This window comes from Bradyrhizobium sp. CSA112 (assembly GCF_029051645.1).
Taxonomy (GTDB): domain Bacteria; phylum Pseudomonadota; class Alphaproteobacteria; order Rhizobiales; family Xanthobacteraceae; genus Bradyrhizobium.
Genome location: NZ_JAACFS010000007.1, coordinates 83,657 through 106,829, shown reverse-complemented (window position 1 = coordinate 106,829; position 23,173 = coordinate 83,657). Strand labels below are relative to the sequence as shown.

The window sequence follows — 23,173 nt, the reverse complement described above, 5'->3', positions numbered from 1 at the left end:
TGTTGGCCCTTCTGCGACCTCCGGCGACGTCCGCTATTCCGCCGCTATTGGCGGACAAGCGGACATCAGGGTGCCTGACCCAAGCGCCCCGATTTATGAGTACACGGCCCAGATCAGCGAGCGCCGGCACCCCGACAAGCAACGATGTCCCGGGGGGCTTTTCGATCCCGTGGCTCCGGTGGCGAAAACACCGCCAGGTATCCGCCATCGCCTGCGAGCTGATGTGTGGCGACCTCGCGATAGCCAACGGCGGTCAGTTCGCAACGCAACAGCTCGATCGGCGTGCCATGCTCCGACGTCGGACGCTCGAGGTCGACAATTCCGACCCGCGCGCCCGACCTCAAGGCGGGCGCCAGATTGTAGAGGAAGGCATAGGGCTGAGCTATTTCGTGATACATGTGCACGAGGATGGCAGCGTCGAGCGAGGAAGCGGGAAGGCGCGGGTCGTGTGGTTTGCCCAGCGCGAATGTGACATTTGTCAGCCTCAGGCGATGCGTTCGCCTGGCGAGCGCGGTGAGGTAACTTCGCGTGACGTCCTGGGCGATGACGGAGCCGGTGGGACCGACGAGACGGGAGAGACGCACCGTGTGGTAGCCGCTGCCTGCACCGATGTCGCCGACCGCCATGCCTGGCTTCAGTTCAAGAAGGCGGGCGATCTCACCGGCCTCATTCAGTGAATCGCGGTGCTCCTCGGAGGCGCGGGTTGGGCTGACGATCTGCGCAACCGGGCGCTGAGGCAAAGGAAACTCCTTTGCAGCAACTCCTGGCGGAGCCAGATAGCCAATGTCAGCGGCGTGTCCGCAACTTGCGCTCAGGCCCACAAGAAGCGCCACTGCGCGGGCCAGTGCCATCATCTGCTCGTCTCCCACGCAAAACGATAACGACTAACCGGCGATGTTGAAGAACCATCCAACAAGTCCCTTCCCATCGCGCACGGCGGGCACTTTGCGGCGCAACCAGGCATCAAGGCCCAGACTGCGGCCGGCGCCCTCCAGCACAAACAGGAACATCAGCATGGCCAGGAAGATGTACGACCACGGCCACTCGGCCGGATCGCCCGGCCGATAAATGCCGAGCCAGAGTTGCAGCGTATAGGCGAGGGCCAGCACGCCCACGAACCGTACCGCAAGCCCGAGGATCATCGACGCGGCAAACACGAGCTCGGCAAGAAAAACAATTGGCCCAAAGAAATTCATGTTGGGCAGCACGATATCCTTCACGAAGGCGCCGTGAAACTCGAACGCTGCGCGGGTCGTTTCCTGTTCGGTCCAGAATTGCAGACCGCCGGACACGGGCAGCGGGAGTTTCCACAACATGCCTTCGAACCACATGCAGCCGATCAGGACCCGGACCAGCCAGATTCCAAGATGTCGCCCGCTACGTTGCGCCGAATCCTCCCGCCAATTCTGGAAGGCCACTGCAATGCCGGCGAGCAGCAGCGCCCAGAACAGCGCCAGGATCAGAAAGCGCCAGTTTCCGAGCTGAAGATAGTCGCCGGTAGTCGCGGTCAGGAACTGCCAGACATCGGTAAATGGATTCTTGGGCATAGGCGCGTGCTCCAATGAACTGAATAGTTGCTCTGCCTATCGGCCAGTTGGCGCGCCGCCGCGCGGGCGATCGAATGGCGCCTACCAGGTTACTACGCAGTAGAACGCGTGGTTATTACGCAGAAGGCGGCATCAAAGCCTCAGGCAGTTCGGGATAGGGTGCGGGACCGCTTCCGCGGCCAGCTTTACATCTGTTTCGAGGGCGCATGCGCCAGCTCGCGGGCCGGTCGGCCATTTTCTTGACCAGAACACAAAGAGAACAGAAGTCGAGTGCGCCCAGGTTGAAATTGGCCTGGCCAGCAGGCGGGCAGCGATGGGGGACGATCAAGATCGTCTCGCGTATTGAACGGCCGGCAGCCTTGTCGGACAAGGAGGCGGCGTCCTACCGGCGTAGCGTAGCGGCATGAACCGGAGAAAATGTAATGTCAGCGACTATCCGACCGGCCACCATGAAGGGGCCCGCAATTTTTCTGGCGCAGTTTATCGGCGATGCGCAGCCGTTTGACAGCTTCGATGCCATCTGCGGCTGGGCGGCAGGACTAGGGTACAAGGGCGTTCAGGTCCCGACCTCCGATCCGCGCCTGATCGATATCGACAAGGCCGCGGCCTCTCAGACCTATTGCGATGAAATTGCCGGCGTGGCCGCGAGCCATGGTCTGGTGATCACCGAATTGTCCACCCACCTGCAAGGCCAGCTCGTCGCGGTTCACCCGGCCTACAACGAAGCCTTCGACGCGTTTGCACCGCCGGCAGTCAGGGGCAGGCCGGACCAACGTCAGATCTGGGCGGTAGATCAAATGATGAAGGCCGCGCAGGCGTCTCGCCGCCTCGGCCTCACCGGCAGCGTGAGCTTCACCGGCGCGCTTGCCTGGCCGTTCCTTTATCCCTGGCCGCAGCGGCCGCCGGGCCTGATCGAGACGGCGTTCGACGAACTCGCGCGTCGCTGGCGTCCGATCCTCGATGCATATGAGGAAGCGGGCGTTGACCTCTGCTACGAGGTCCATCCAGGCGAGGACGTATGCGACGGCATTACCTTCGAGATGTTCTACGAGCGCACCGGCAATCACCCGCGTTGCGCGATCAACTACGATCCGTCCCATTTCGTCCTGCAGCAATTGGATTATCTGGCCTTCATCGACATTTACGCCGAGCGCATCCGCGCCTTCCACGTCAAGGACGCGGAGTTCAATCCGACCGGGCGGCAGGGCGTCTATTCGGGCTTCCAGCCCTGGATCAATCGCGCCGGCCGCTTTCGCTCGCTCGGCGACGGGCAGGTTGACTTCAAGGCGATCTTCTCGCGGCTGGCTGCCATCGGATTCGACCGCTGGGCGGTGCTCGAGTGGGAATGCTGCTTGAAGAACGCGGAGGACGGCGCGCGCGAAGGCGCCGCCTTTATCCGCGACCACATCATCCGCGTCACCGAGCGAGCCTTCGACGACTTCGCCGGCGGCACCAGCGACGAGACGCAGATCCGACGGACATTGGGCCTCATCTGAGCGCCGGAATAAATCGACAGGAGCGCGCGACATGGCTGAGCCACGCATTCGACTTGGAATGGTAGGCGGCGGGGAAGGCGCCTTCATCGGCGCCGTCCACCGTATCGCTGCGCGCCTGGACGATCGCTACGAACTCGTCGCTGGCGCGCTTTCGGCCTCGCCCGATAAAGCGATCCGATCGGCGGCGGCTATCGGCCTTGGGGCCGATCGATCCTATCCCGACTTTCGGACCATGGCGCAGGCCGAGGCCGCGCGAACCGACGGTATCGAAGCGGTTGCGATCGTCACTCCCAACCATATGCACGCACCTGTCGCCGCCGCCTTCCTGGATGCGGGCGTTCATATCATCTGCGACAAACCGTTGACGATCACACTTGAGGAGGCACGCCGCTTGCGCGAGAAGGCACGCGCGAGCAGACTAATATTTGCTGTCACCTATAATTATTCCGGTTATCCTCTTGTCCGCCATGCACGCTCTATGGTTCAGGGCGGCGAACTCGGCGCGATCCGCATCGTGCAGGTCGAATACCCGCAGGATTGGTTGTCCGATCCGCTTGAGGCTGCGGGCCAGAAGCAGGCCGACTGGCGTACCGACCCGGCGCGCTCGGGTGCCGGCGGCTGCGTCGGCGACATCGGTACCCATGCATACCAGCTGGCGCACTTTGTCACCGGGATGATGCCTGAGCAGATTCTGGCCGAGGCGACCATCTTCGTGCCGGGCCGCCGTCTCGATGACAACGTGCAAATTCTGCTGCGTTACGGGAACGGGGCGCGAGGCGCATTGTGGGCGAGCCAGGTTGCACCCGGAAACGATAACGGGCTGCGGTTACGGATCTTCGGCGAGAAGGGCGGTCTTGATTGGAGGCAGGAAGAGCCGAACGTTCTTGTCTGGTCGCCGCTCGGTGAAGCACCACGGTTGATTCGCCGCGGCACAGCGTCCATGAACGCCGCCGGTCAGCGCGTCAATCGTACTCCACCCGGCCATCCCGAGGGATACCTGGAAGCATTCGCGACGATCTATACCGAAGTGGCCGCAGCTATCGTGGCCAGGCGCACCGCTTCCCTTGCCGATCCGGAGGTGACTTTTCCAACGATTGAGGATGGCTTTGCCGGAGTTGCGATGGTGGACGCCGCGTTGCGCTCAAGCGCAGCCGGAGGGGTCTGGATGCCGGTTGAATTGTGAACGCGCCGATCACACGCGTCGTCGCCGGCGGTCGAGGCCAGAACCTGGTCACGGCGCAATGGTGGATTTGCGCCGCTGATTTGCCCGACGTGTCAAATCGGCATCGCGCGAGGCATCCCTGCCAGCGAATGCCCTGCTACTTTGCATGGGGTTGTTTTCGATATTTTAGTTGGGAGCGGGAACCACGTCGGCCTTGCGGCTATCTTTCCCGTTGATGATCGCAGGATGGCTTGCCTAGCCGCAGCTCGCGTGCCGAACAGCCCGCCTTCGCCCTTTGGGCTCCGGCGCGGCAGCCTTCTCTCGCTTCGTGTCGGGACCAATCAAATGCGAGTCGACTAAGTCATTGATTTCTCGTTCGTCGCCAAAAATTCGCGAGTCGAAAAACCAAAGATTCGTGAGTCGATTTTTGCCCAAAACCAAAATTCGTGAGTCGATTTGGCAAATGCACACGATCTTGTATTTTGAACATCTCATCGCGCGCTGCATATCGTAGGTCGCAGGTCTGATCCACTGAGCCCCGGAAGCTCAACGTTCTTGTGCGTGCGCATCCTCAAGTCTCGCGCCCTATCAAGAGGACTACGTTCGAGATACGGTCAAGGCACTCCAGGAAATCGATCCGACTTACGTGATCCGCTGCATTGTACCGGCGAACCGTTTTACGAAGCCGCGCGCGCTGCGATGCCGACGAAGCTCTTACGCTCGTACACGGGAACGCGATTGTTTTTGAGGCGTGAGCGTAGCCGAACCATTACATGAATGTCCGTTCGTGGCACTTCTGAGACATGCCCGTCTATCCTGCGAATGTCCGCTCACCGCGGTAGACCGGAAGTCGTGTTCTGCGGAACATGCTCAATCGTCGCCTTCAACGTCTTCCGGTATCATCACGTTCACCTGCTGGACTTGCGCGGCGGTTGGGAAGTACCTGCCGCGTGTTCGCCCAAGCGACGGCCGGCTTCAGCAGCTTCGTCGAGCTTCGACGCGACATCTCCTCGCGACGAGTCGTACCATCGACGGAGAATCTCGGCTGCAGTCTCTCGTCCACCGAGCCCGAAGGCCAGACCGAGCGCGAGAGCTGCTGCGCCGACGACAGCCGTGAACAGCGTGTTGGCCAACGTCTGGGCAACACCGATCTGGTTCACGGCTATGACGATGGCGAAGGCCCACACCATGACCTTTGCAATCTTGGCGAGGAGGTCGGGATTGCCCAGGTCGGCCTGTGCCGTGGCGCCTCGGACCAAGTTACCCAGGGCATTCGCCGCCAAGCCACCGATGACGAGAACGACGATTCCGACGATAAGGTTGGGAATCCACAACAGGAGTTGTCGCAACACGTCCGAAACAGCCGGTAGACCCAAAGCGTCGAACGCAACCACAAGCGCGATCAGCCTGATGAACCATTTCGTCGTGAGGGCAATCGCTCCCGAGGCATCAGTCTCCAACCCCATGTTATGAACGAAGCCGGTGAACCCCGATTGCGTGGATAGTTCGTTGAAGCGGACTCGCCGAAGCACCGCCGCGATTGCGCTTGCCACTATGGCCGCGACGAACCAGCCGATAATCAGGATCGCGGCAAAGGCAAGGATCTTGGGAATGGCGGCGAAGAATACGGCCATCGCGGCCGCAAGGGATGTGAGCAAAGCCTCGCTCCAATCCCGAATGCTCGTAAACGTCGGATTCATGGTGACTTCCTCCCGGTGAGGGCGCGGACGGCTTCGTCCCCGTCCAGCGCGCGGAACTCACAAAGTCAACACCGTGAACACCGGAAAGGTTCTGACGCTTGCAGTGCTAAGACAGAACTTTGGGGGTGAGACAGGGATTTTGCAGCTGCGAAGGCGGCACCGATCCCATCCCGGCGAGCAGCCGGACCATGCATCGCCGCGCGCGATCGCCGCCTTCGCGGCGCATGTCGGCCAGCATCCGGATGACGCGTTCGCCAACTTCCACCTCAAGCGGCTGTTGAATGGCGCCAGCGGAGTCCGGATCGCGATGGATCACGCGGCTGGTCAGAACCGGTCCCCGAGGCCCTGATGGAATGCAACCACGTTAGCTCGGCATCCGCTGGCGTCGTGTGAAAGCGCTCACATTGAGCGTGGATACTCGGCTCGAACGGCCTCCAGCCGTGCCCCAGTGTGGCTTCAACCCAGGGGGTCACAAGCGGCGGTTCCCGCTTGGCAAATCTTGGTCCGGTTCATCTTGGACAGCAGACGTTAGATCGCAGGCAGTGGTTGCGTAGCGTTTTCCGCCTCGTCAGAGCGCGGGGACAACCAGCAGACCTTAAATTTACGAATCCCTGACCTGTGTTAGCAGCCGGAACGGAAGACGGTTCGGTCGGATTGGTCTTCGGCAGGAGCCATTTCGATGCGGATCAAGAAGGAACGGCAGCCCGCTATGAGGACGCTGCGGGGCTGGGCCGTCTCCGTGTTGCAGGAAGCCGGAGCGATCCGCGAATGCGAGGAGCATGGCTGGGCCCGCGCTGATCCCCATGCCCAAGAGCGCGCTCTCGTCATCGCCCGTCAGGATCCGCCGTCCGGCGTCTCTCCGGAGGAGGCCGTCGCTGAAGTTCGGGGCGTCCCGGACTCGCTCGGCGACACCTGCCCGGCGCGTCTACCAGCCCGATTGCGCTTGCTGCGATCGGCAGACGACCGGCGATTGCGATGGAATGTTGTTCTTGAAAGTCCGCGAGGGCGGTCGGATACTGGAGCAGGTCCTTGCCACCAGCAATCCCAGGAGGACGATCATGCCGATCCAGATCGTGATGGACCGCAGCGGCGACCGCCGTCACCCCTTCAATTCGGATGACGCACAAGAACTGGCGAAGGCGGAGCAGCGGTTCTACGAGCTCACCAATGCCGGCTTCACCGCGGCAGTTAGGACAGGTCCGGGTCAGACCGCGCACCTACGATCGTTCGACCCCACTGCGGAAGAAACTGTCTTCTTCCCCAGGCTGGTCGGCGGGTAACCGGCCCGGCCATGTTCGGCTTTCGACCGTGGCCGCCGGGCGGCCGCTCCCGTTCCCGCATAAGCGCGACGCGAGCCCTCTTCATCAGGCACGGCGCCGAGGGCACGCCGGAGGGCCGCTCGCTGCGGCTCTTGCGAGAATGGCTGTCGCCGGCGCAGCGAGAGCAGTTCGCCAGGAAGGGCTACTTCGAGGTCGTCGGAAGCGACAGCGGAAAGCGGTACAGGATCCACGCCGGGGCCTCGGTGAATGTGTGCGAGATCGACAAAAGAGGTCGCCTGCAGGAGGGGCTGTGTTTCATGCCGATCGGCGCTCTGCCGATCGGAGACGTCATGCTTGCCCAGAAAATCGCGCTGGAGACATGCGAGGGCCAGGCGCGCGCCGTGGCCAGGAGGTTCACTCCGAATAATTTCCATTTCAGGCAAAGCCGACCCCTCGGCTGAGAACGCAAATCGGCGTCGTATCGCCTTGATACGTTCGATCAATTGCGCCACCTGAAAACATCCGCTCGCCCGACGAGGTCGGGCCGAAAAGCGATGAACAGGTAGCCGTCGCTTTCATGCGCGGAGCCGGAACAGGCGACTACTCCAACGCTTGCATCATCAACGCCAAACCGAAGCCTTTCTGGAACATCCGCTCGCGCGGCGCTCTCGGGGTGTTACCAGACATCGGTCAGGTCAGCCTGATTATGAGCGCACGGTCGTGGCAGCGGCGTGCCGAATGTGGGCTGGTAATCTCGTTGGGTTTGCGAGATGATCCGCAGTGCCCGTTAAAAAGAGCGTCAACGCGTTAAGGAAGCGGCCGACCTGACAGAGCCGCACAAAGGATGCTCGATACCCGGCGGCGAGGGGAGGAAGCCATGCCGACCAGCGGCAGCAAGGCTCTCAAATTGGGCTGGCAAGTCGCCTGCGTGTGCCTCCTTGGCATCTTCGTGCCCGCGCTCGTGACGTCCCTTGGCTATTCGCTGACCGATGCCCTGGGCCCGGGCCCTGGCTTCTTTCCGTTCTGGCTCAGCCTCATCGGTGGGGTCCTCTCCGCCGCGATCCTGGTGCAAGTGACACTGGCCAAGGCCGCCGAGGGCACCGCCATGAGCCTTGCGCCGGACCGGCGGATGGCGCTGCAGGCAATCGGCGTAATCATTGCCCTGACCGCGGCGGCAGCCCTGTTCGAGCCCCTCGGGTACCGGCTGACCATGCTGCCATTCATCGTGGGAGTGCTGTTCATTCTCGGCGCACGGTCCCCGATCGCAATCGCGCTGACGGCACTCGCGGGGAGCTTTGGCGTCTTCCACGTCTTCTACCAGTGGCTCAAGGTGCCGTTGCCGATCGGCGCATTCGGGGTGTGAGGCAGGGCACGCGATGGACACGCTTGCGCATCTGATGGCGGGCCTGACGGCGGCGCTCAGCCTGCAGAACCTCGCTTTCGCGCTCATCGGCTGTATCCTTGGCACGCTCATCGGCGTGCTGCCCGGCCTCGGGCCTGCCGCCGGCACCGCAATCTTGATACCCCTGACCTTCAAGCTCGACCCGACTGGCGCCCTCATCATGCTTTCGGCCATCTACTATGGCGCGATGTATGGGGGCACGGTGACCTCGGTGCTGATCAACGTGCCGGGCGAAGCCGCGTCAGTGATCACCTGTATCGACGGGCACCAGATGGCCAAACAGGGCCGCGGCGGCACCGCACTCGGCATCGCGGCGATCGGCTCATTTGTCGGCGGAATCGTTGCGACCATTGCGCTGGTCATCGTCGCCCCGCCGCTCGCGCAGGTAGCCTTGAAGTTCGGTCCGCCGGAATTCTTCGCGCTGATGCTGGTCGGCCTTTGTCTCATCACCGGCCTCGGCGGCCGTTCGCTGCTCGCCGGACTCACCATGGCAATACTCGGGCTTCTCATTGCCATGGTCGGAATCGATCCCGTACGCGGGGCTCCGCGCTTCACGCTCGGCATTCCGAGCCTCTATGACGGCCTCGGCTTCATTCCCGTCGTGATGGGCCTGTTCGGCGTCGCCGAAATCCTCCTCGCCATCCAGCAGCCGCGTCGCCAGGTCATCAAGACCGACCTCGCCTCATTGCTGCCTTCGCGCGAGGAGTGGCGCCGCTCCATCGGCGCCATCGGACGCGGAACCGGCATCGGCTTTTTCCTTGGGCTTATTCCGGGTGTCGGTGCGATCATTCCGACCTTCGTGGCGTATGTCTTCGAGAAGCGTCTCTCGAAGACGCCAGAGCGGTTTGGGCACGGCGCCATCGAAGGCGTGGCGGCACCCGAGAGCGCCAACAACGCCTACGCCAATGCCGCCATGATTCCGCTGCTGACTCTCGGCATCCCAAGCTCGCCGACGATTGCGGTGCTGATGGGCGCGTTCATCGTCAACGGGCTCACCCCGGGGCCGTTCCTCTTCCAGGAGCGCCCGGATCTTGTCTGGGCCGTGATCGCGAGCTTCTTTCTCGGCAATATCCTGCTGCTCGTTCTGAATTTGCCTTTCGTCGGCTTGTGGGCGCGCATCCTACATCTGCCCTACGCTTATGTGTGCGTCTGCACACTCCTGTTTTGCGTCATCGGCGCCTACAGCCTGCAGCAGAACGCGTTCGATATCGGCGTCATGATCGTCTGCGGCATCATCGGCTATGGCATGCGCAAGATCGACATGCCGATCGCACCCCTGGTGCTGGGGCTGATTCTCGGACCCTTCCTCGAGAAGTCGCTCAGAACGTCGCTCGAGATGTCGGCGGGCGACTTCTCCATCTTCTTTACCCGCCCGCTCTGCCTCACGCTGCTGGTGCTGGCAGGTATTGTGCTCGTCGCCTCGGCGCTACGGCTGCAGCCGCGCCAACTCCGGGAGGGATCTACCACCTGACAGGAATCGAGAGTGTGAGACTTCGAAGCATAAGAGGAGGATGAGGAAATGCCCAAGCTCACGAAATGCCTCTCCGTTGCGGCCATTGTGCTCGCGGCGGTGACCGGAGCTGCGAGGGCGCAGCAGGATTTTCCCACCAAGCCGATCCAGCTGATGGTCGCCTTCCCGGCGGGAGGATCGACCGATATTGCGGCGCGCATCGTCGCATCCATTGCCGAGAAGGCGCTGGGACAGCCGATCGTGGTGATCAACCGCGGCGGCGCCGGTGGCCAGATCGGGTGGACAGAATTGGTGCGCCAGAGGCCCGACGGCTACTACATCGGCTTCATCAACCTGCCCGCTACCAATACGGTAATCCTCGATCCGGAACGCAGGGCGGTCTTCACCGAGAAGGACTTCACACCGATCATCAACCAGGTGCTGGATCCTGGCGTTATCTGGGTCAGGGCGGACAGCCCCTACAAGACAGTGCAGGACCTCATCGACGCGGCCAAGAAATCGCCGGGAACGATCCGCGCCGCTACGACCGGCATCCTGTCGGACGACCACCTGGCGATCCTGATGACCGAGGAAGCAGCGCCGGGCGCAAAATTCCGTCTCGTGCACCTTGAAGGCGGCGCCGCGCAGTTCAAGGAGATCATGGCCGGCAACATCGATGTGGCGTTCGACAACGTCGGCAGCATCGTCAAGCGCGTACAGTCGGGCGAGGTGCGAGCGTTGGCCGTGATGGATGATGCGCGGTCCAGGTTCTTGCCCGACGTGCCGACCATGAAAGAGCTCGGCCTTCCGACGGTGATCTCGAGCTCGACACGCGGTCTCGCCGGTCCGAAGGGGATGCCGGCGCCGCTCGTGGCCAAGCTGAGCGACGTTCTCAAGAAGGCGATGGAAGACCCCGAGCACGTGAAGAAGCTCGAGGAGCAGGGCCTCGCCATCAAGATCATGATTGGCGATGAGTACGAAAAGTACTTCGCCGAAACGCACTCAAAGGCGAAGAAATATACGGAGTGGGCCAAGAACCGACCGCCCATGTGATGCTCGCGGCGCGTCGATCGTGGCTTTCCGCGGACAACGCTTCGAGTCGGGCGTGGCGCTGGTATAGCGGCGCGCCGCAGTGCCGTGCCACATCTCCAACTCATTCGAAAGGTCCGCTTCTGGCACCTTTGAGACATGACGACCGGCCCTGACGATGTCCGTTTCCAGGGGAAGAGTAGTCGGCGACGACCACAATGACACAATTGTCCCATTTGCGGACTTTCGATTGGCAGCGGCCTAATTGGAAGGGTGCGCTGGCGCGCTCTAGTTTACCCCTCCAATCAGATGTAGAGTGCACATCCAGCAGAAAAGGAGGGCATGATGAAAACCGCCTTTCAACCCTGATCGTTGCACTGTCACTTTCGACGAGCGCCGGCTTCGCACAACAGCCCGCGCAGTGCCGAAACTTTGAGGCGACAATTGCGCTTCAGATGACCAAAGAAGGTTGCTTGAGCCAAATCGACCTTTGCATCGTTGGAACAGTGATGAGCAGCGAGCCCGCCCTAAGCGGCGCAACGTGGTTTTTCACGGCGCACGGAATGGCCGAAACGGCAGGACTGCCTTCGTTGCCCAAAGCACTGCAATCTTACGCGGGAACGGTGGTCGTCACGGCAAGAGCGGGGACATTCACAACCACCACTGCTGGCATGTACGACACCGAGTCGCAGGCCTTCAGCCAACTGGATAGATCGTCAAGGAAACCGATCGATTCAGCAACTCCGCTGGCCGGCTCATTTTTCTCACCGGCGTCGGTCGGCAAGGTGGCGGATTTGACTCGCACGCTCGCGGCGAGTTGTGCGTGAAACGAGTAACGAGGCGGATCCGGCAAACTCAGATGGATCGGGGGACCACGCTCGCGGCGTTAACCTGGAAGTCCCTCGGTTGGCGGTTAGTTCATAAATACTAAGGAGAAACGCTCATGGCATCGATCACGGCAATTGCCAAAGATTTCTTTGCCGCCTGCGAGACAGGAAAAGGCTGGGAAATATGCAAGGCTTACTGTGCTCCAAACGCGACCTTCGCCGCTCAGGCCGAACCGCTTGCAGATATTAAAACACTTGCGGAATACGCGGATTGGATGAAGGGGGTAACAACCGCTATGCCGGACAGCAGCTACGAGGTGAAATCCTTCGCTACCGATACCGAACGAAACAACGTCGCCGCCTATGCCGTCTTTTCGGGTACGCATACCGGTCCCGGTGGTCCGTGTGAGCCAACCGGCAAAAAGACGACTTCAGACTACGTCTACGTGATGCAATTCACCGACGACAAGATCAGCCACATGACGAAGATCTGGCATTCTGGCATGGCACTAAAGCAACTGGGCTGGGCTTAAGGGCAACACGCGAACTGTGGCCGCACGGCCATGCTCGTGTGCAGGATCAACCACTGGCATTTGGGATCGGGTTGTTCGGTTCGAAGCTGGCAGCGGTCTCTCGAAGTATTGCGCTGGCAGCCTGTAGATCCGGTGTCCCAAAACCCTCGGTGAAAAACTGGCTATAGAGCGGGCTGAGCAGGTCGTGTGCCTCGCCGCACCGGCCCTGTTCTCTCCAAACTTCTGCAAGGCGTGTCGTCGCGCGCAGCTCCCACAGCGGCGCCTTACTGGCGCGCCGTTGCCGCCGCACGGGCGAACCGTGCTTCCGCGGCGGTCGGATCGGACCTCGGCAATAGCAGCATCAGCTCGCCCATCATCCGATGGAGTTCGGCCTCAAACCACGGCTCGCCGGTTGCTGTCACTCGGTCCAGCGCCTTGGTGACAACATCCAAGCCGTCGTTCACCGCGCCGGCATGATCGTGCGGCTCAGCGGGCAGGCTCAGGAAATAGGGCACCAGGAGCCCGCTCCCTTAGTAGCAGCGGTAGCTACCGCAGGGCCGGTCTGCCGACCGGCAGGATTGCTGCAAAAAAGGCGCTTTGCGGAGCACGAAGGTCACCGGTTCGAGCGAAAATTCTGGTCCAACAGGCTAGGTGCCGACAGCCGCCGGCGTGATAGCGAAGCCCGTGTCCCACCGGCGGCCTCTTTTGTCGCCGGTAGGGGAACTGTGGCGATGGAACTTTGCGCGGTCTGTTCGATTGTCAAACGGGCATCCTGATGACCGAAGCCGATGAGCTTCGAATGAACCTTCATGGTGAAGCGACTCAGACCGCTCACTGGATCTATGGAGACGGTCGATGCAGCCGCCGAGCCGACCGCGCCATCGGCCCGCGCCGAAGTATTTTACGCCCGGGCGTTGCGTGAGCTCGCGAAGCTCGATCTTCCGTTTCTGTTGGCGGGGACGTATGCGCTCAGCGCCTATACCGGCGTGGTGCGCGAGACCAAAGATCTCGATATCGTCTGCAAGCCGAGTGATTATCCACATGTCCTCAACCACTTCCAGGACCTGGGATACACCGTCGAAATCGAGGACGAGCGCTGGCTCGGCAAGGTCTTCCAGGATGAGCACTTTTTCGATGTGATCTTCGCGTTCTGGTATGGCATGGCTCCGGTGACGGACCAATGGTTCGAATCCGCGCCGCGCATTGAGGTGTTGGGTACGCCGATGCGCGTTATCGCCCCGACGGAGCTGATCTGGTCCAAGGCCTTCGTCCAGTTGCGCCACCGTTACGACGGTGCGGATATCGCGCATCTCGTTCTCAAGCAGCACGATCAAATCGACTGGCAGCGTCTGCTTGCTCACATGGAGCTGCATTGGGAGGTTCTTCTGGCGCATCTACTCAACTTCCGCTGGGCCTACCCCAGCGAGCGCGATTGCGTGCCGCGCTGGCTGATGGACGAACTGGTCGCCCGCCTGAAGACCCAGTTCGAGCTTCCTCCTCCGCGCGTGAAGATATGTCGGGGGCGCCTGTTCTCGCAGGTCGACTATGAGCCGGCCGTTGAGGATTGGGGCTTTATCGACGCAGACGTGGATAGTAAGTAGCGCGATGTCCAAAAAGCCCGACAAGCTCACCTTCGCTGCCATTGGCGATCTCCACGTGAAGGAGGACCGCACGTTGACCTTCCGGGAGCTGTTTGCCGAGCTCTCGACCAAGGCCCAGGTGCTCGTCCTTTGCGGCGACCTCACTGACCTCGGCAAGCCGTCTGAAGCGGAACTTCTGGCAGAGGATTTGCGTGCTTGCTCCATTCCTGTTGTCGGCGTGCTCGGAAACCACGACTACGAATCCGGGCAGACTGAAGACGTTAAGAGCATCTTGAAGAGTGCCGGGATGCATTTGCTCAATGGGCAGTCGTACGAAATCCACGGTGTTGCCTTCGTCGGTGTGAAGGGCTTCATCGGCGGATTCGGCCGTCGTATGCTTGCATCGTTCGGTGAGGCCGCCGTCAAGAGCTTGGTGGCCGAAGCCATCAACGAAGCGACGCGCCTCGAAAATGCGATGCGCGCTGTGGCGAGCAAGCAGGCTGTCGTCGTCCTTCACTATGCGCCGGTTCTCGATACGGTCGAAGGCGAGCCACTGGAGATTCTTCCGTTCCTCGGCTCATCACGTCTCGGCGAAACGATCGATCGATTTAATGTGAGCGCGGTAGTGCACGGCCACGCCCATCAGGGCCGCTATGAGGGACACACGCCCGGAGGCGCCCCGGTCTACAACGTGGCTCGGTCAATCAAAAAGCCCACCGGTCGACCCTATGCCTTGATTGAGGTCTAAGCCGGGCGCCTGGACTCATTGGTGGCCCAGCAGGACCGATCGCGGGCTGCGATTGATTTGTTGGCAGGTCGCAGCTCTGCGACTTGACTCCAAAACGGCACATCCGGCCAGACGGCGTAACACGACGATCACGCTCGCCAAACGACGTTCGGACGATGGCAAAGCTGGAGCGAGTAGCCGCCATTCGTCATTGTCTGAGGCTCGTTAAGATGACACCGCGCCGCTCAAGCCAGGCGCGGCGATGCCCAGTTACTGCTCCCGGTTCTTGTTCCCATGTTGCAACCGTCTTCATGCTGCAACGTTGACCTGCATCGCAGGCCGGCGGCGGAAAGGACGCCGAAGATGCGATCATTTCGATCGACGGCGTGGGGAGCACGCATTTCACCGCGCAGGTGTCTGCTCACCGCATAGCTGTCTGCGGGGCCGATCTAGGCAGGCCGAGGCCGGAATGCTTGCGAGCGCAAGCGCTGGCTTGCCGATGGCGATTGCGGTGAGCCCGGCCCGGCAGCAGATGAGACGAGGAACCAACGGTCATGACCGAGGTACAGGAGCTCGCAAGCTTTGTGGAACGTGCCCGGCTGGAAGACTTGAGCGAGCCGGCGCTGGAGCAGCTAAAGATTCGCGTGCTGGACACGATCGGGGTGGCCATCGGGGCACTGAATGCTCCACCGATCGTGGCGGTCCGCGGCCTCGTCACCGAGCTTGGCGGCCATCCGTGCTCCACGCTCATCGGCGGCGGCCGCACCGCGCCGGACCGCGCCGCGTTCTACAATGGCGCACTCAGCCGTTACCTTGATTTCATGGACAGCTACATCGCTGCCGGGGAGACATGTCATCCATCCGATAATCTTGGCGCAGTCCTGGCCGCGGCCGAGATGCGGGAGGCGAGCGGGGCCGATCTGCTCACCGCGCTTGCGGTTGCCTACCATGTCCACATCAGATTAAGCGATGTCGCTCCGGTCCGCGACAGGGGTTTTGACCACACCACGCAAGGCGCGTACGCGGCCGCTGCCGGTGCAGCCAAGGCGCTTGGCTTGCCGTCAGCGCAGATCGCGCATGCCATCGCCATCAGCGGGACTGCCAACAATGCGCTGCGTGTCACCCGCACGGGCGCGCTGTCTCACTGGAAGGGACTCGCCTATCCAAATACAGCGATGTCGGCGACGCACGCCGCGCTGCTTGCGAGCCGCGGAATCACTGGACCCGAAATGTTGTTCGAAGGCACCAAGGGATTCAAGGAAGTGATCGCCGGTCCCTTCGAGATTGACTGGCGGCAAGAGGATCTCGAAGGCGTGCGCCGCACAATCATCAAGCGGCACAATGCCGAAATCCACGCTCAATCCGCGCTCGATACGGCTCTCGATATCCGCGCTCGTCCGGGCTTTGAGGTCGGCGCCGTTTCCGCCGTGCAGCTCAGGACGTTTGCGGTCGCCCATCGGATCATTGGCGGCGGGGAGGAGGGCGACAAGCGAACAGTGCGAACCAAGGAGGGGGCAGATCACAGTCTGCCCTATATGCTGGCGGTTGCGCTGATCGATGGCGAGGTGCAGCCGGAGCAATACGCTCCCGAGCGAATTGCCGCCGAGGATGTCCAGATGCTGCTGCGCAAGGTGACGGTCAGGCCCGATCCCAGCCTGTCGGCCCAGTTCCCGCACCGGCTCCCTGCCGATCTCGAAGTTCAACAGAACGACGGGACTGTATTTCGTTCCCAGCGCGACGATTATCACGGCTTTCATACCAGGCCATTCGACTGGAGCGCGGCCCGCAGCAAGTTCGATCGCGTTACGCTCGCCTTCGCGGGCCCTTCCGAACGCGATGCGCTCGCCGAGGTGATCGCCACGCTGGAAGAGCGCCCGGTTGCCGCCCTCACGTCGTTGCTCGGCGACATTCCAATCCCGCCCACGAAGGCCTGAACAAATTTCTCAGGAGGACGAAGCCATGGCAGAAACCACGTTTTCTTTCATCCCCCGGGCGGCGCGTTCGGCCAAGCCGCGGCGGATCGGAATCACAGAGATCCGAGGTCCCTATTACAGCGCCTATGGTTCCCGCCATCTTGCCGATATCCTGGAAACGGTCGGCGCGTATGTCGACGGCTTTAAATATGCGGGCGGCTCGTTTGCGCTCATGCCGGCCGAGGCCGTCAGGTCGATCAACAAGCTGGCACGCGATCACGATGTCTACGTCTCAACCGGCGGCTGGATGGAAAATGTTCTGCGCTTCGGCGGGGACGCGGTCGATCGCTACATCGAGGAGGCCAAGGCGCTTGGCTTTGACGTCATCGAGATTTCCACGGGCTTCATCAGCCTTCCTACCGACAGCCTGCTGCGCCTGGTGCAGAAGGTGAAAAAAGCCGGGCTGAAGGCGAAACCCGAACTTGGCATTCAGTTCGGCGCTGGCGGCAGCACGTCGGCCGAGGAGCTCGCAGCCGAAGGCACCAAGGATGTCGGCTGGCTGATCGCCCAGGCTGAGCGGGCGCTCGATGCCGGAGCGGACATCATCATGGTCGAAAGCGAAGGGATCACCGAAAACGTGAGCATCTGGCGCACTGATGTGGTCGCCCGCGTCATCAATCAGCTCGGACTCGAAAGGGTCATGTTCGAAGGCGCCGATCCGCCGGTATTCGAATGGTATGTCAAGAACTACGGAAACGAGGTCAATCTGTTCGTCGATCACAGTCAGATCGTGCAGCTCGAGGCGCTGCGCTCGGGAATCTGGGGCACCAAGAGCACTTGGGGCCGAATTCAGAACCCATCCGGTTGAAGGGGCGGACCGAGCGACGGATCGGACATGAGCGCGGCGGAGAGTGTGTCCCGGCCATGCGCGACGCTGATTGCACGGCATTTCTGCAATGGGCCTTGCCGCAACTCGATATGCATTGGCTGGGCTTCCGGAAGGTGCGGCATCAGGTCTGCAAGAGAGTGAGACACCGCATCGCCGCCCTCGGACTAAATGGATTCGCCGCCTATCGCGAGCGCCTGGAGGGTGACGCACAAGAATGGCGGGTGCTCGACCAATTCTGCCACATCACGATGTCGCGCTTTTTCCGGGATCGTGGCGTCTTCGACTGTTTGCGGACCGGCATACTGCCGACCGTCGCCGAACGTGCTTGTTCGGAACGGCGTCCTGTCCGTTGCTGGTCGGCCGGCTGCGCATCTGGCGAGGAGCCCTATTCGATGAGGATCCTCTGGGATCTCGGTTCGGGTTGCGCCGGTCCCAAGACGGAAATGTTGCTGGTCGCAACCGACATCGACGGTGAGCTTCTCGCGCGTGCGCGCGTCGGCTGCTATGGCCGCACCAGCTTACGGGAGGTCCCGCCGGACCTGATTGCGCGTGCATTCGAGCAGGTCGGATCACACTTCTGTATCCAGGAGCAGCATCGTGAGGGCGTGATTTTCCTGAAGCAGGATTTGCGCTCGGAAGCGCCGTCCGGCGCTTTCGACCTCATTCTCTGCCGGTATCTCGCATTCACGTATTTCGCACCATCGCTGCGGCAGAAGGTCTTGACGGTGTTCGCTGAGCGGCTCGTCCCAGATGGATTTCTGGTCGTGGGCTCGCACGAGCAACTGGCCGATCCGCGTTTTGTTTCCGCCGCAGGCATGCCGCATGTGTTCACGAAGGCTGGCTGAACCGGGACGAGGATTCGGCTTTTCGAGTCAATGGGGCGGAAACGAAGGAGAGGGGATGAGGTATGGGGGGACGTCGCAATCGACCGAGGGTTCAACTCGTCGCGGTCGCCTCATCGAAAGATTCAAGCACTATTTGGATCCGAATCGACCGCAGCTGACTCGTCCCAAGCTCACCACCGATGGAGAACGCTCCGGCCTTGCCTTCTGCAGTTTCGGCTCGAACAGGAGCATAAATTCAAGCTGGAAACGCATTGCGCCAGGCTGCTTAGCCTTCGGGCTGCGGAGCGCCGAGCACACGGAAGACGCGCCGCTCGGATAACTTCTCGTGATCGATACAGTCACGGCGGCGCGCCGGGCTCAGAAGTTTCCCCTGGCTGTCCTCGCAAAGATCATCTTGTCGAGCGTCAGGTCAACCTCGCATGCCCGTTCTTGCCGACGATGTGATCGTGCACGGCATTCCCGAGCGGCGTGGCGATGTTGACGATCGCCTTAGTCATCGCACGTCCGCGGCGTCAGGGTCGTCGGAAGGGCGGTTGTGCACCAGACTACTTGTCGCACAATATTAACTGGTACGCCTGACGACGTCGCCATGGACTCCGGGGGTCGGCGTATGAAAACCTCCAAAGGAGGAAACCGCGATTGGGCGGACTGCGGCGGGGCCGCAGGTGCTATGGGGATTTGACTGGGCCCGAGAGCAAGGCCGGTTGCGCGCAGCGCGATCGACGGCGACGATTGCGGAGGTTGGCGGGCACAGGTGATTGCTGTTCGTGGGGCCCAGTCTGAGTGAATGGTCGAAGATCGTTGATCACGAACTGATATGCACGAACTGACATGGAAACGATGTCGTGGCGAGCACTATGATGTCGTGGCGAGCACAATTGCGGCCGGTCGAGAACCGGCCAAGAAAGCGAGCGGCTTTCCGGCGAGGTGGCTTGGGGCGTTGCGGTCATGACGTGTCGACACTGATCGCGGCCGAGGGCGCCGTCGGATGATAGCGCGTACCCTCAGGAAAGCTCATGGCGTGAGGACAACCGCGGGGTTCCAATGGGATTTAGATGAGCCGGATTGCAGAACTGGCGTTGAAGCACAGGAAATCCGTAGACTTCACCGGCTATTGGCAACGGCACGTGTCGCAGTAGGATTGCAACCCTAATGAGAGCCAAGATTATGAAGCTAACCTATACGGATTCACGGGATGGACGGGTGATTATTGGGTTCACCGATGAGCGCGGTGAACACGAAATCGCTCTAAGCACAATAGAGACGGCAGACCTTATCGGTGCGTTGAGGACCTCGCTAGAGGAGGCGATTGGAAGTCCGGCCGCAGACAGCATGGCCCTTCCGCGCATTGAAGGAGTGCAGATCGTTGAGACTGCGGGAGAAGTGCTCCTCCGCGTTCATATGAATGATCGCATTTCCCATGACTATCCGGTTCCGAAAGGGACCGTTCTTGCGGATGAGCTTCGGATGCTGGCTGACCGGATGAAGGCGCGCAATTCGGCGAAGGCCACACATCCATCGCCCGATGCCCAAAAGGGCAAACTGAATTAGCGGATGGCGCGTACTCGCAAATCGCGACCGTTCTGCAATCTCTAAGTGATGTCTGCTTAGCTGCCACGAGCGGCGGAAAAGCGGAAATCACGGGAGGTCCGGCCAGGGCCAGTTCCAGACATTCGCGGCGCTCTCCAGAGCGCCCATTCGGGCTACGGCTGGAGTCGACTCTTTTCAGACCCTGGCAACTCCGCGCCGGCGTCGGCAAAGCCACTGTTCTGAGGCACGAGCGCGCGATTTCGAAGTTGCTGTATGCTCGCTAAGTACTCGCTGGCGCTTCGGGCCGACAGCATTCGTATTCGATTTGCTCGTACGCGTCGGGCCGCCCTCCAGGAGTGAGATCCAAGAGGGTCCACATCGGCTCGATCGTGCCGACATGTCGTGGATCCTGCCCCGGTTCGGTCGGCAAGAACAACAGTTCGGAGGCCCAGCTCAGCCTAATCACCCCATCGGCGCCCTTGTGGAATACGGTGAGCATCGGCACCTGCTGTCCCTCCTCATCCTCGCCATGATAGTCGCGCTTGAAGCTGTTGTTGGCGGCTGAAAGCACCTTCAAATTGCGCCAGCCGCGATGCGCTGCACAAGCCGCGACCCGCTGGATCGGTGCCTTGGCCACGGCCGCGATGTTTGCTCCCAGCCCCTCAACGTCGAAAGAAGTTCTGAGTCTATTTCAAGTCAGTTTTGAGTCCCGGGCATATAGCCTCACCGAAATCCGAGTCCCGTCGAGGCTGGTACGACGTGCTATTGTCGCCCAGGCGCTCTGGCGGCTGCCGCAACGCTCCGACCGCGTACATTCTAGAGATGTCCGGGTGGGCCAGGGTAGACACAAGTCGCAGGAGCAGCCGACGCGCGAAGCCAGTGCGGTGCTGTCCGAGCCCTCGATGACGAACTGGACTACGGAGATCCCCGCCGCTATCGCGCTGCTGATCATACAGGAAAACCGGAATACCTATTACCCTGTCATCCATGCGCCCGTCCTTTGCTCGAGCCAAACCAAGGTCCATTTAAGTAGGACGATTGAGGAGACCCGAACCCGAAACAATAAATGAAAAACAAATCGATTTGCTCGACGGGAGACGTCCTATAGGTTCAACTACTAGATGTTTATGGGAAAATGGCTGTGCTGGCCTGGGATGGGTATGCCTGAGACCGCAAACGACAATTCTGATTCCGGTCTTGCGTGCCTGGTTCTGTTGCTCCGATTCAACGGTGTGGCGGTCGAGCCCGAGCAAATCAGTCATCGGCTCGGAGGCGGGGTTGTTGATCACTCGGAGATCGTGCGCTGCGCCAAGGCGTTAGGGCTCAAAGCGCGTCTCGTCACCAAGGACTGGTTGCGGCTCGCCACCACCGCGCTGCCGGCCATCGCCGAACGCACTGACGGCTCATTCCTGATTCTTGGCAAGGTCGCTGACGACAAGGTGCTGGTGCATGATCCGGTCAACGGCCGGCCTCAACTGATGGAGCGCAAGGATTTCGAGGCGACGTGGTCCGGTCGGCTCGTGCTGATGACGCGCCGTGCCTCCCTGGCCGAACTAGCGCGGCGCTTCGACATCACGTGGTTCTTGCAGGCGATACACAAATACCGCGGGTTGCTCACCGAAGTGCTGGTCGCCTCGTTCTTCCTGCAGGTATTTGCGCTGATCACCCCGCTGTTCTTCCAGGTGGTGATCGACAAGGTGCTGGTGCATCGCGGGTTGACCACGCTTGATGTGTTGGTCGCAGGCTTGATCGCGGTGTCGATCTTCGAGACGGTGCTCGCCGCGCTCCGCACCTACGTGTTTGCCCACACCACCAACCGCATCGACGTTGAGCTCGGCGCCCGACTATTCCGGCATCTGATCGCGCTGCCGATCGCCTATTTTGGCGCACGGCGGGCAGGCGACTCGGTCGCCCGGGTCCGCGAACTGGAAAACATCCGCAATTTTCTCACCGGCTCGGCGCTGACGCTGGTGATCGACCTGTTGTTCACCTTCGTGTTTCTGGGCGTGATGTATTATTACTCGCCGGCGCTGACCTGGACCGTGATCGGCTCATTCCCGTTCTACATTGCGATTTCGGCGGGCGTGACGCCGTTGTTCAAGCAGCGGCTTGACGAGAAGTTCAACCGCGGTGCCGAGAACCAGTCGTTCCTGGTCGAAAGCGTCAACGGCGTCGAGACGCTGAAGGCGATGGCGGTCGAGCCGCAGATGCAGCGGCGCTGGGAAGAGCAGCTCGCCGGCTATGTCGCGGCAAGCTTCCGCGTGCTGTCGCTCGGCAACTGGGCAAGCCAGGGCGTGCAACTGATCAGCAAGATCGTCACCGCGCTGACGTTGTATTTCGGCGCGCTTCTCGTTATCGACGGCAGCTTGACGGTGGGCGAACTCGTCGCCTTCAACATGCTGGCCGGCCGGGTCGCGCAGCCGGTGCTGCGGCTGGCGCAGCTATGGCAGGATTTCCACCAGGCGCGACTGTCGATCGCGCGGCTTGGCGACATCCTCAACACTGCGCCGGAGCCGGCCTATACGCCGGGGCGGGCTACGCCGCCGCCGATCCGCGGCGCCATCGGCTTCGATCACGTCGATTTCCGCTACCGGCTCGATGGACCGCAGGTGCTGCATGATGTCAGCATCAATGTGCCGGCCGGGCAGGTGGTCGGCATCGTCGGCGCCTCCGGCTCCGGCAAATCGACGCTCGCAAAACTGGTGCAGCGGCTCTACGTGCCTGAGGCCGGCCGCATTCTCGTTGACGGCGTAGACCTCGCGATGGTCGATGTCGCCTGGTTGCGCCGACAGGTCGGCGTGGTGCTGCAGGAAAACGTCCTGTTCAACCGGACGGTCCGCGACAACATCGCGCTGGCGGACCCCGCGATGGCGATGGAGCGTGTGGTTGCGGCGGCGAAGCTCGCCGGCGCGCACGATTTCATCCTTGAGCTGCCCGAAGGTTACGACACCATGGTCGGTGAGCGCGGTGCCAGCCTGTCGGGCGGGCAGCGCCAACGCATCGCCATTGCGCGCGCTGGTCGGCGATCCCCGCATTCTGATTTTCGACGAGGCGACCAGCGCGCTCGATTATGAGAGCGAGCGGGTGATCCAGGAGAACATGCGCAGTATCGTGCGCGGCCGCACCGTGCTGATCATCGCGCACCGGCTCTCCACCGTGCGCAACGCCGACTGCATCCTGACGCTGGAGCGGGGCCGGCTGGTCGAGGACGGCAGCCATGACGAACTCATTCGCAAGGGCGGCCGCTACGCCAACCTGCACCGGATCCAGGCGGGCTTGCATGAAGTGGTGTGAACCAGAGATGG

Annotated in this window: 20 protein-coding genes and 4 pseudogenes; 17 read left to right on the top strand and 7 right to left on the bottom strand. The window is 61.6% G+C overall.

Going from position 1 to position 23,173, the window contains the following annotated elements:
• Window positions 1–113 precede the first annotated feature (113 nt).
• Window positions 114–854, bottom strand: coding sequence for a methyltransferase domain-containing protein (locus tag GWE18_RS16105; RefSeq protein WP_275186676.1), 741 nt, complete (start codon window positions 852–854; stop codon window positions 114–116).
• 30 nt (window positions 855–884) lie between these two features.
• Entirely contained in the window at window positions 885–1,547 is a 663-nt protein-coding gene (locus GWE18_RS16100) for a TQO small subunit DoxD (protein ID WP_275186675.1), read from the bottom strand.
• Between the two features lie 422 nt (window positions 1,548–1,969).
• Between GWE18_RS16100 and GWE18_RS16095 the strand changes: the two genes are divergently transcribed.
• Window positions 1,970–3,043, top strand: coding sequence for a sugar phosphate isomerase/epimerase (locus GWE18_RS16095; RefSeq protein WP_275186674.1), 1,074 nt, complete (start codon window positions 1,970–1,972; stop codon window positions 3,041–3,043).
• A gap of 31 nt (window positions 3,044–3,074) precedes the next feature.
• Entirely contained in the window at window positions 3,075–4,226 is a 1,152-nt protein-coding gene (locus tag GWE18_RS16090) for a Gfo/Idh/MocA family oxidoreductase (protein WP_275186673.1), read from the top strand.
• Window positions 4,227–5,113: 887 nt separating this feature from the next.
• Here GWE18_RS16090 and GWE18_RS16085 read toward each other — a convergent pair.
• Together GWE18_RS16085 and GWE18_RS16080 are read right to left on the bottom strand one after the other, a co-directional pair.
• Window positions 5,114–5,905: a hypothetical protein gene (locus GWE18_RS16085; protein WP_275186672.1), complete on the bottom strand. Its 792-nt coding sequence runs from the start codon at window positions 5,903–5,905 to the stop codon at window positions 5,114–5,116.
• 106 nt (window positions 5,906–6,011) lie between these two features.
• A complete protein-coding gene (locus GWE18_RS16080; protein WP_275186801.1) occupies window positions 6,012–6,221 on the bottom strand; it encodes a hypothetical protein in 210 nt (69 codons plus the stop codon).
• 363 nt (window positions 6,222–6,584) lie between these two features.
• Here GWE18_RS16080 and GWE18_RS16075 point away from each other — a divergent pair.
• From GWE18_RS16075 to GWE18_RS16040, 8 genes and pseudogenes are all read left to right on the top strand, one after another.
• Window positions 6,585–6,824: pseudogene (locus tag GWE18_RS16075) on the top strand (hypothetical protein); the annotation flags it as partial.
• Between the two features lie 139 nt (window positions 6,825–6,963).
• On the top strand, window positions 6,964–7,185 hold the full coding sequence (locus GWE18_RS16070; RefSeq protein WP_275186671.1) for a hypothetical protein: 222 nt from the start codon (window positions 6,964–6,966) through the stop codon (window positions 7,183–7,185).
• 11 nt (window positions 7,186–7,196) lie between these two features.
• Window positions 7,197–7,625, top strand: a complete 429-nt coding sequence (locus GWE18_RS16065; protein ID WP_275186670.1) for a hypothetical protein — start codon at window positions 7,197–7,199, stop codon at window positions 7,623–7,625.
• A 416-nt stretch (window positions 7,626–8,041) separates the two neighbouring features.
• Window positions 8,042–8,527: a tripartite tricarboxylate transporter TctB family protein gene (locus GWE18_RS16060; protein ID WP_275186669.1), complete on the top strand. Its 486-nt coding sequence runs from the start codon at window positions 8,042–8,044 to the stop codon at window positions 8,525–8,527.
• A gap of 13 nt (window positions 8,528–8,540) precedes the next feature.
• Window positions 8,541–10,037 carry a tripartite tricarboxylate transporter permease gene (locus GWE18_RS16055; RefSeq protein ID WP_275186668.1) on the top strand — a complete coding sequence of 499 codons (1,497 nt, stop codon included), beginning with the start codon at window positions 8,541–8,543 and terminating at the stop codon, window positions 10,035–10,037.
• 48 nt (window positions 10,038–10,085) lie between these two features.
• The gene (locus GWE18_RS16050) at window positions 10,086–11,069 is read left to right on the top strand and encodes a tripartite tricarboxylate transporter substrate binding protein (RefSeq protein WP_275186667.1); all 984 of its coding nucleotides are present in this window, start codon (window positions 10,086–10,088) and stop codon (window positions 11,067–11,069) included.
• A 194-nt stretch (window positions 11,070–11,263) separates the two neighbouring features.
• Complete coding sequence (locus tag GWE18_RS16045; protein WP_275186666.1) at window positions 11,264–11,872, top strand: hypothetical protein; 609 nt, start codon at window positions 11,264–11,266, stop codon at window positions 11,870–11,872.
• A gap of 116 nt (window positions 11,873–11,988) precedes the next feature.
• Complete coding sequence (locus tag GWE18_RS16040; protein ID WP_275186665.1) at window positions 11,989–12,405, top strand: ester cyclase; 417 nt, start codon at window positions 11,989–11,991, stop codon at window positions 12,403–12,405.
• A 263-nt stretch (window positions 12,406–12,668) separates the two neighbouring features.
• Here GWE18_RS16040 and GWE18_RS16035 read toward each other — a convergent pair whose 3' ends face one another.
• The gene (locus GWE18_RS16035; protein WP_275186664.1) at window positions 12,669–12,899 is read right to left on the bottom strand and encodes a hypothetical protein; all 231 of its coding nucleotides are present in this window, start codon (window positions 12,897–12,899) and stop codon (window positions 12,669–12,671) included.
• 327 nt (window positions 12,900–13,226) lie between these two features.
• Here GWE18_RS16035 and GWE18_RS16030 point away from each other — a divergent pair, with 327 nt between their 5' ends.
• The 5 genes from GWE18_RS16030 to GWE18_RS16010 all read left to right on the top strand — a co-directional run bounded on the left by GWE18_RS16030 (window position 13,227) and on the right by GWE18_RS16010 (window position 18,338).
• A complete protein-coding gene (locus tag GWE18_RS16030; RefSeq protein WP_275186663.1) occupies window positions 13,227–13,985 on the top strand; it encodes a nucleotidyltransferase family protein in 759 nt (252 codons plus the stop codon).
• Between the two features lie 4 nt (window positions 13,986–13,989).
• Window positions 13,990–14,712 carry a metallophosphoesterase gene (locus GWE18_RS16025; protein ID WP_275186662.1) on the top strand — a complete coding sequence of 241 codons (723 nt, stop codon included), beginning with the start codon at window positions 13,990–13,992 and terminating at the stop codon, window positions 14,710–14,712.
• A gap of 533 nt (window positions 14,713–15,245) precedes the next feature.
• Window positions 15,246–16,625, top strand: a complete 1,380-nt coding sequence (locus tag GWE18_RS16020; protein WP_275186661.1) for an MmgE/PrpD family protein — start codon at window positions 15,246–15,248, stop codon at window positions 16,623–16,625.
• Window positions 16,626–16,650: 25 nt separating this feature from the next.
• Complete coding sequence (locus tag GWE18_RS16015) at window positions 16,651–17,472, top strand: phosphosulfolactate synthase (protein ID WP_275186660.1); 822 nt, start codon at window positions 16,651–16,653, stop codon at window positions 17,470–17,472.
• A gap of 56 nt (window positions 17,473–17,528) precedes the next feature.
• Window positions 17,529–18,338 (top strand): CheR family methyltransferase, encoded by an 810-nt coding sequence (locus GWE18_RS16010; protein ID WP_275186659.1) that lies wholly within the window; start codon window positions 17,529–17,531, stop codon window positions 18,336–18,338.
• Between the two features lie 286 nt (window positions 18,339–18,624).
• Here GWE18_RS16010 and GWE18_RS16005 read toward each other — a convergent pair.
• A pseudogene (locus GWE18_RS16005) lies at window positions 18,625–18,749 on the bottom strand (IS3 family transposase); the annotation flags it as partial.
• A gap of 741 nt (window positions 18,750–19,490) precedes the next feature.
• Here GWE18_RS16005 and GWE18_RS15995 point away from each other — a divergent pair.
• A complete protein-coding gene (locus GWE18_RS15995; protein WP_275186658.1) occupies window positions 19,491–19,889 on the top strand; it encodes a hypothetical protein in 399 nt (132 codons plus the stop codon).
• Between the two features lie 259 nt (window positions 19,890–20,148).
• Here the strand turns inward: GWE18_RS15995 and GWE18_RS15990 are convergent.
• Window positions 20,149–20,535, bottom strand: a pseudogene (locus GWE18_RS15990) (DUF899 family protein); the annotation flags it as partial.
• A 493-nt stretch (window positions 20,536–21,028) separates the two neighbouring features.
• Between GWE18_RS15990 and GWE18_RS15985 the strand changes: the two are divergent.
• Window positions 21,029–23,162: pseudogene (locus tag GWE18_RS15985) on the top strand (type I secretion system permease/ATPase).
• Window positions 23,163–23,173 lie beyond the last annotated feature (11 nt).

What these genes read in the sequence shown, in the direction of transcription:
- GWE18_RS16070 (WP_275186671.1), top strand. Translation starts at nt 6,964, where the DNA reads ATGCCGATCCAGATCGTGATGGACCGCAGCGGCGACCGCCGTCACCCC.
- GWE18_RS15995 (WP_275186658.1), top strand. Translation starts at nt 19,491, where the DNA reads ATGAGAGCCAAGATTATGAAGCTAACCTATACGGATTCACGGGATGGA.
- GWE18_RS16020 (WP_275186661.1), top strand. Translation starts at nt 15,246, where the DNA reads ATGACCGAGGTACAGGAGCTCGCAAGCTTTGTGGAACGTGCCCGGCTG.
- GWE18_RS16100 (WP_275186675.1), bottom strand. Translation starts at nt 1,547, where the DNA reads ATGCCCAAGAATCCATTTACCGATGTCTGGCAGTTCCTGACCGCGACT.
- GWE18_RS16105 (WP_275186676.1), bottom strand. Translation starts at nt 854, where the DNA reads ATGATGGCACTGGCCCGCGCAGTGGCGCTTCTTGTGGGCCTGAGCGCA.
- GWE18_RS16045 (WP_275186666.1), top strand. Translation starts at nt 11,264, where the DNA reads ATGACACAATTGTCCCATTTGCGGACTTTCGATTGGCAGCGGCCTAAT.
- GWE18_RS16065 (WP_275186670.1), top strand. Translation starts at nt 7,197, where the DNA reads ATGTTCGGCTTTCGACCGTGGCCGCCGGGCGGCCGCTCCCGTTCCCGC.
- GWE18_RS16030 (WP_275186663.1), top strand. Translation starts at nt 13,227, where the DNA reads ATGGAGACGGTCGATGCAGCCGCCGAGCCGACCGCGCCATCGGCCCGC.
- GWE18_RS16015 (WP_275186660.1), top strand. Translation starts at nt 16,651, where the DNA reads ATGGCAGAAACCACGTTTTCTTTCATCCCCCGGGCGGCGCGTTCGGCC.
- GWE18_RS16085 (WP_275186672.1), bottom strand. Translation starts at nt 5,905, where the DNA reads ATGAATCCGACGTTTACGAGCATTCGGGATTGGAGCGAGGCTTTGCTC.
- GWE18_RS16025 (WP_275186662.1), top strand. Translation starts at nt 13,990, where the DNA reads ATGTCCAAAAAGCCCGACAAGCTCACCTTCGCTGCCATTGGCGATCTC.
- GWE18_RS16090 (WP_275186673.1), top strand. Translation starts at nt 3,075, where the DNA reads ATGGCTGAGCCACGCATTCGACTTGGAATGGTAGGCGGCGGGGAAGGC.
- GWE18_RS16055 (WP_275186668.1), top strand. Translation starts at nt 8,541, where the DNA reads ATGGACACGCTTGCGCATCTGATGGCGGGCCTGACGGCGGCGCTCAGC.
- GWE18_RS16040 (WP_275186665.1), top strand. Translation starts at nt 11,989, where the DNA reads ATGGCATCGATCACGGCAATTGCCAAAGATTTCTTTGCCGCCTGCGAG.
- GWE18_RS16060 (WP_275186669.1), top strand. Translation starts at nt 8,042, where the DNA reads ATGCCGACCAGCGGCAGCAAGGCTCTCAAATTGGGCTGGCAAGTCGCC.
- GWE18_RS16010 (WP_275186659.1), top strand. Translation starts at nt 17,529, where the DNA reads ATGCGCGACGCTGATTGCACGGCATTTCTGCAATGGGCCTTGCCGCAA.
- GWE18_RS16050 (WP_275186667.1), top strand. Translation starts at nt 10,086, where the DNA reads ATGCCCAAGCTCACGAAATGCCTCTCCGTTGCGGCCATTGTGCTCGCG.
- GWE18_RS16095 (WP_275186674.1), top strand. Translation starts at nt 1,970, where the DNA reads ATGTCAGCGACTATCCGACCGGCCACCATGAAGGGGCCCGCAATTTTT.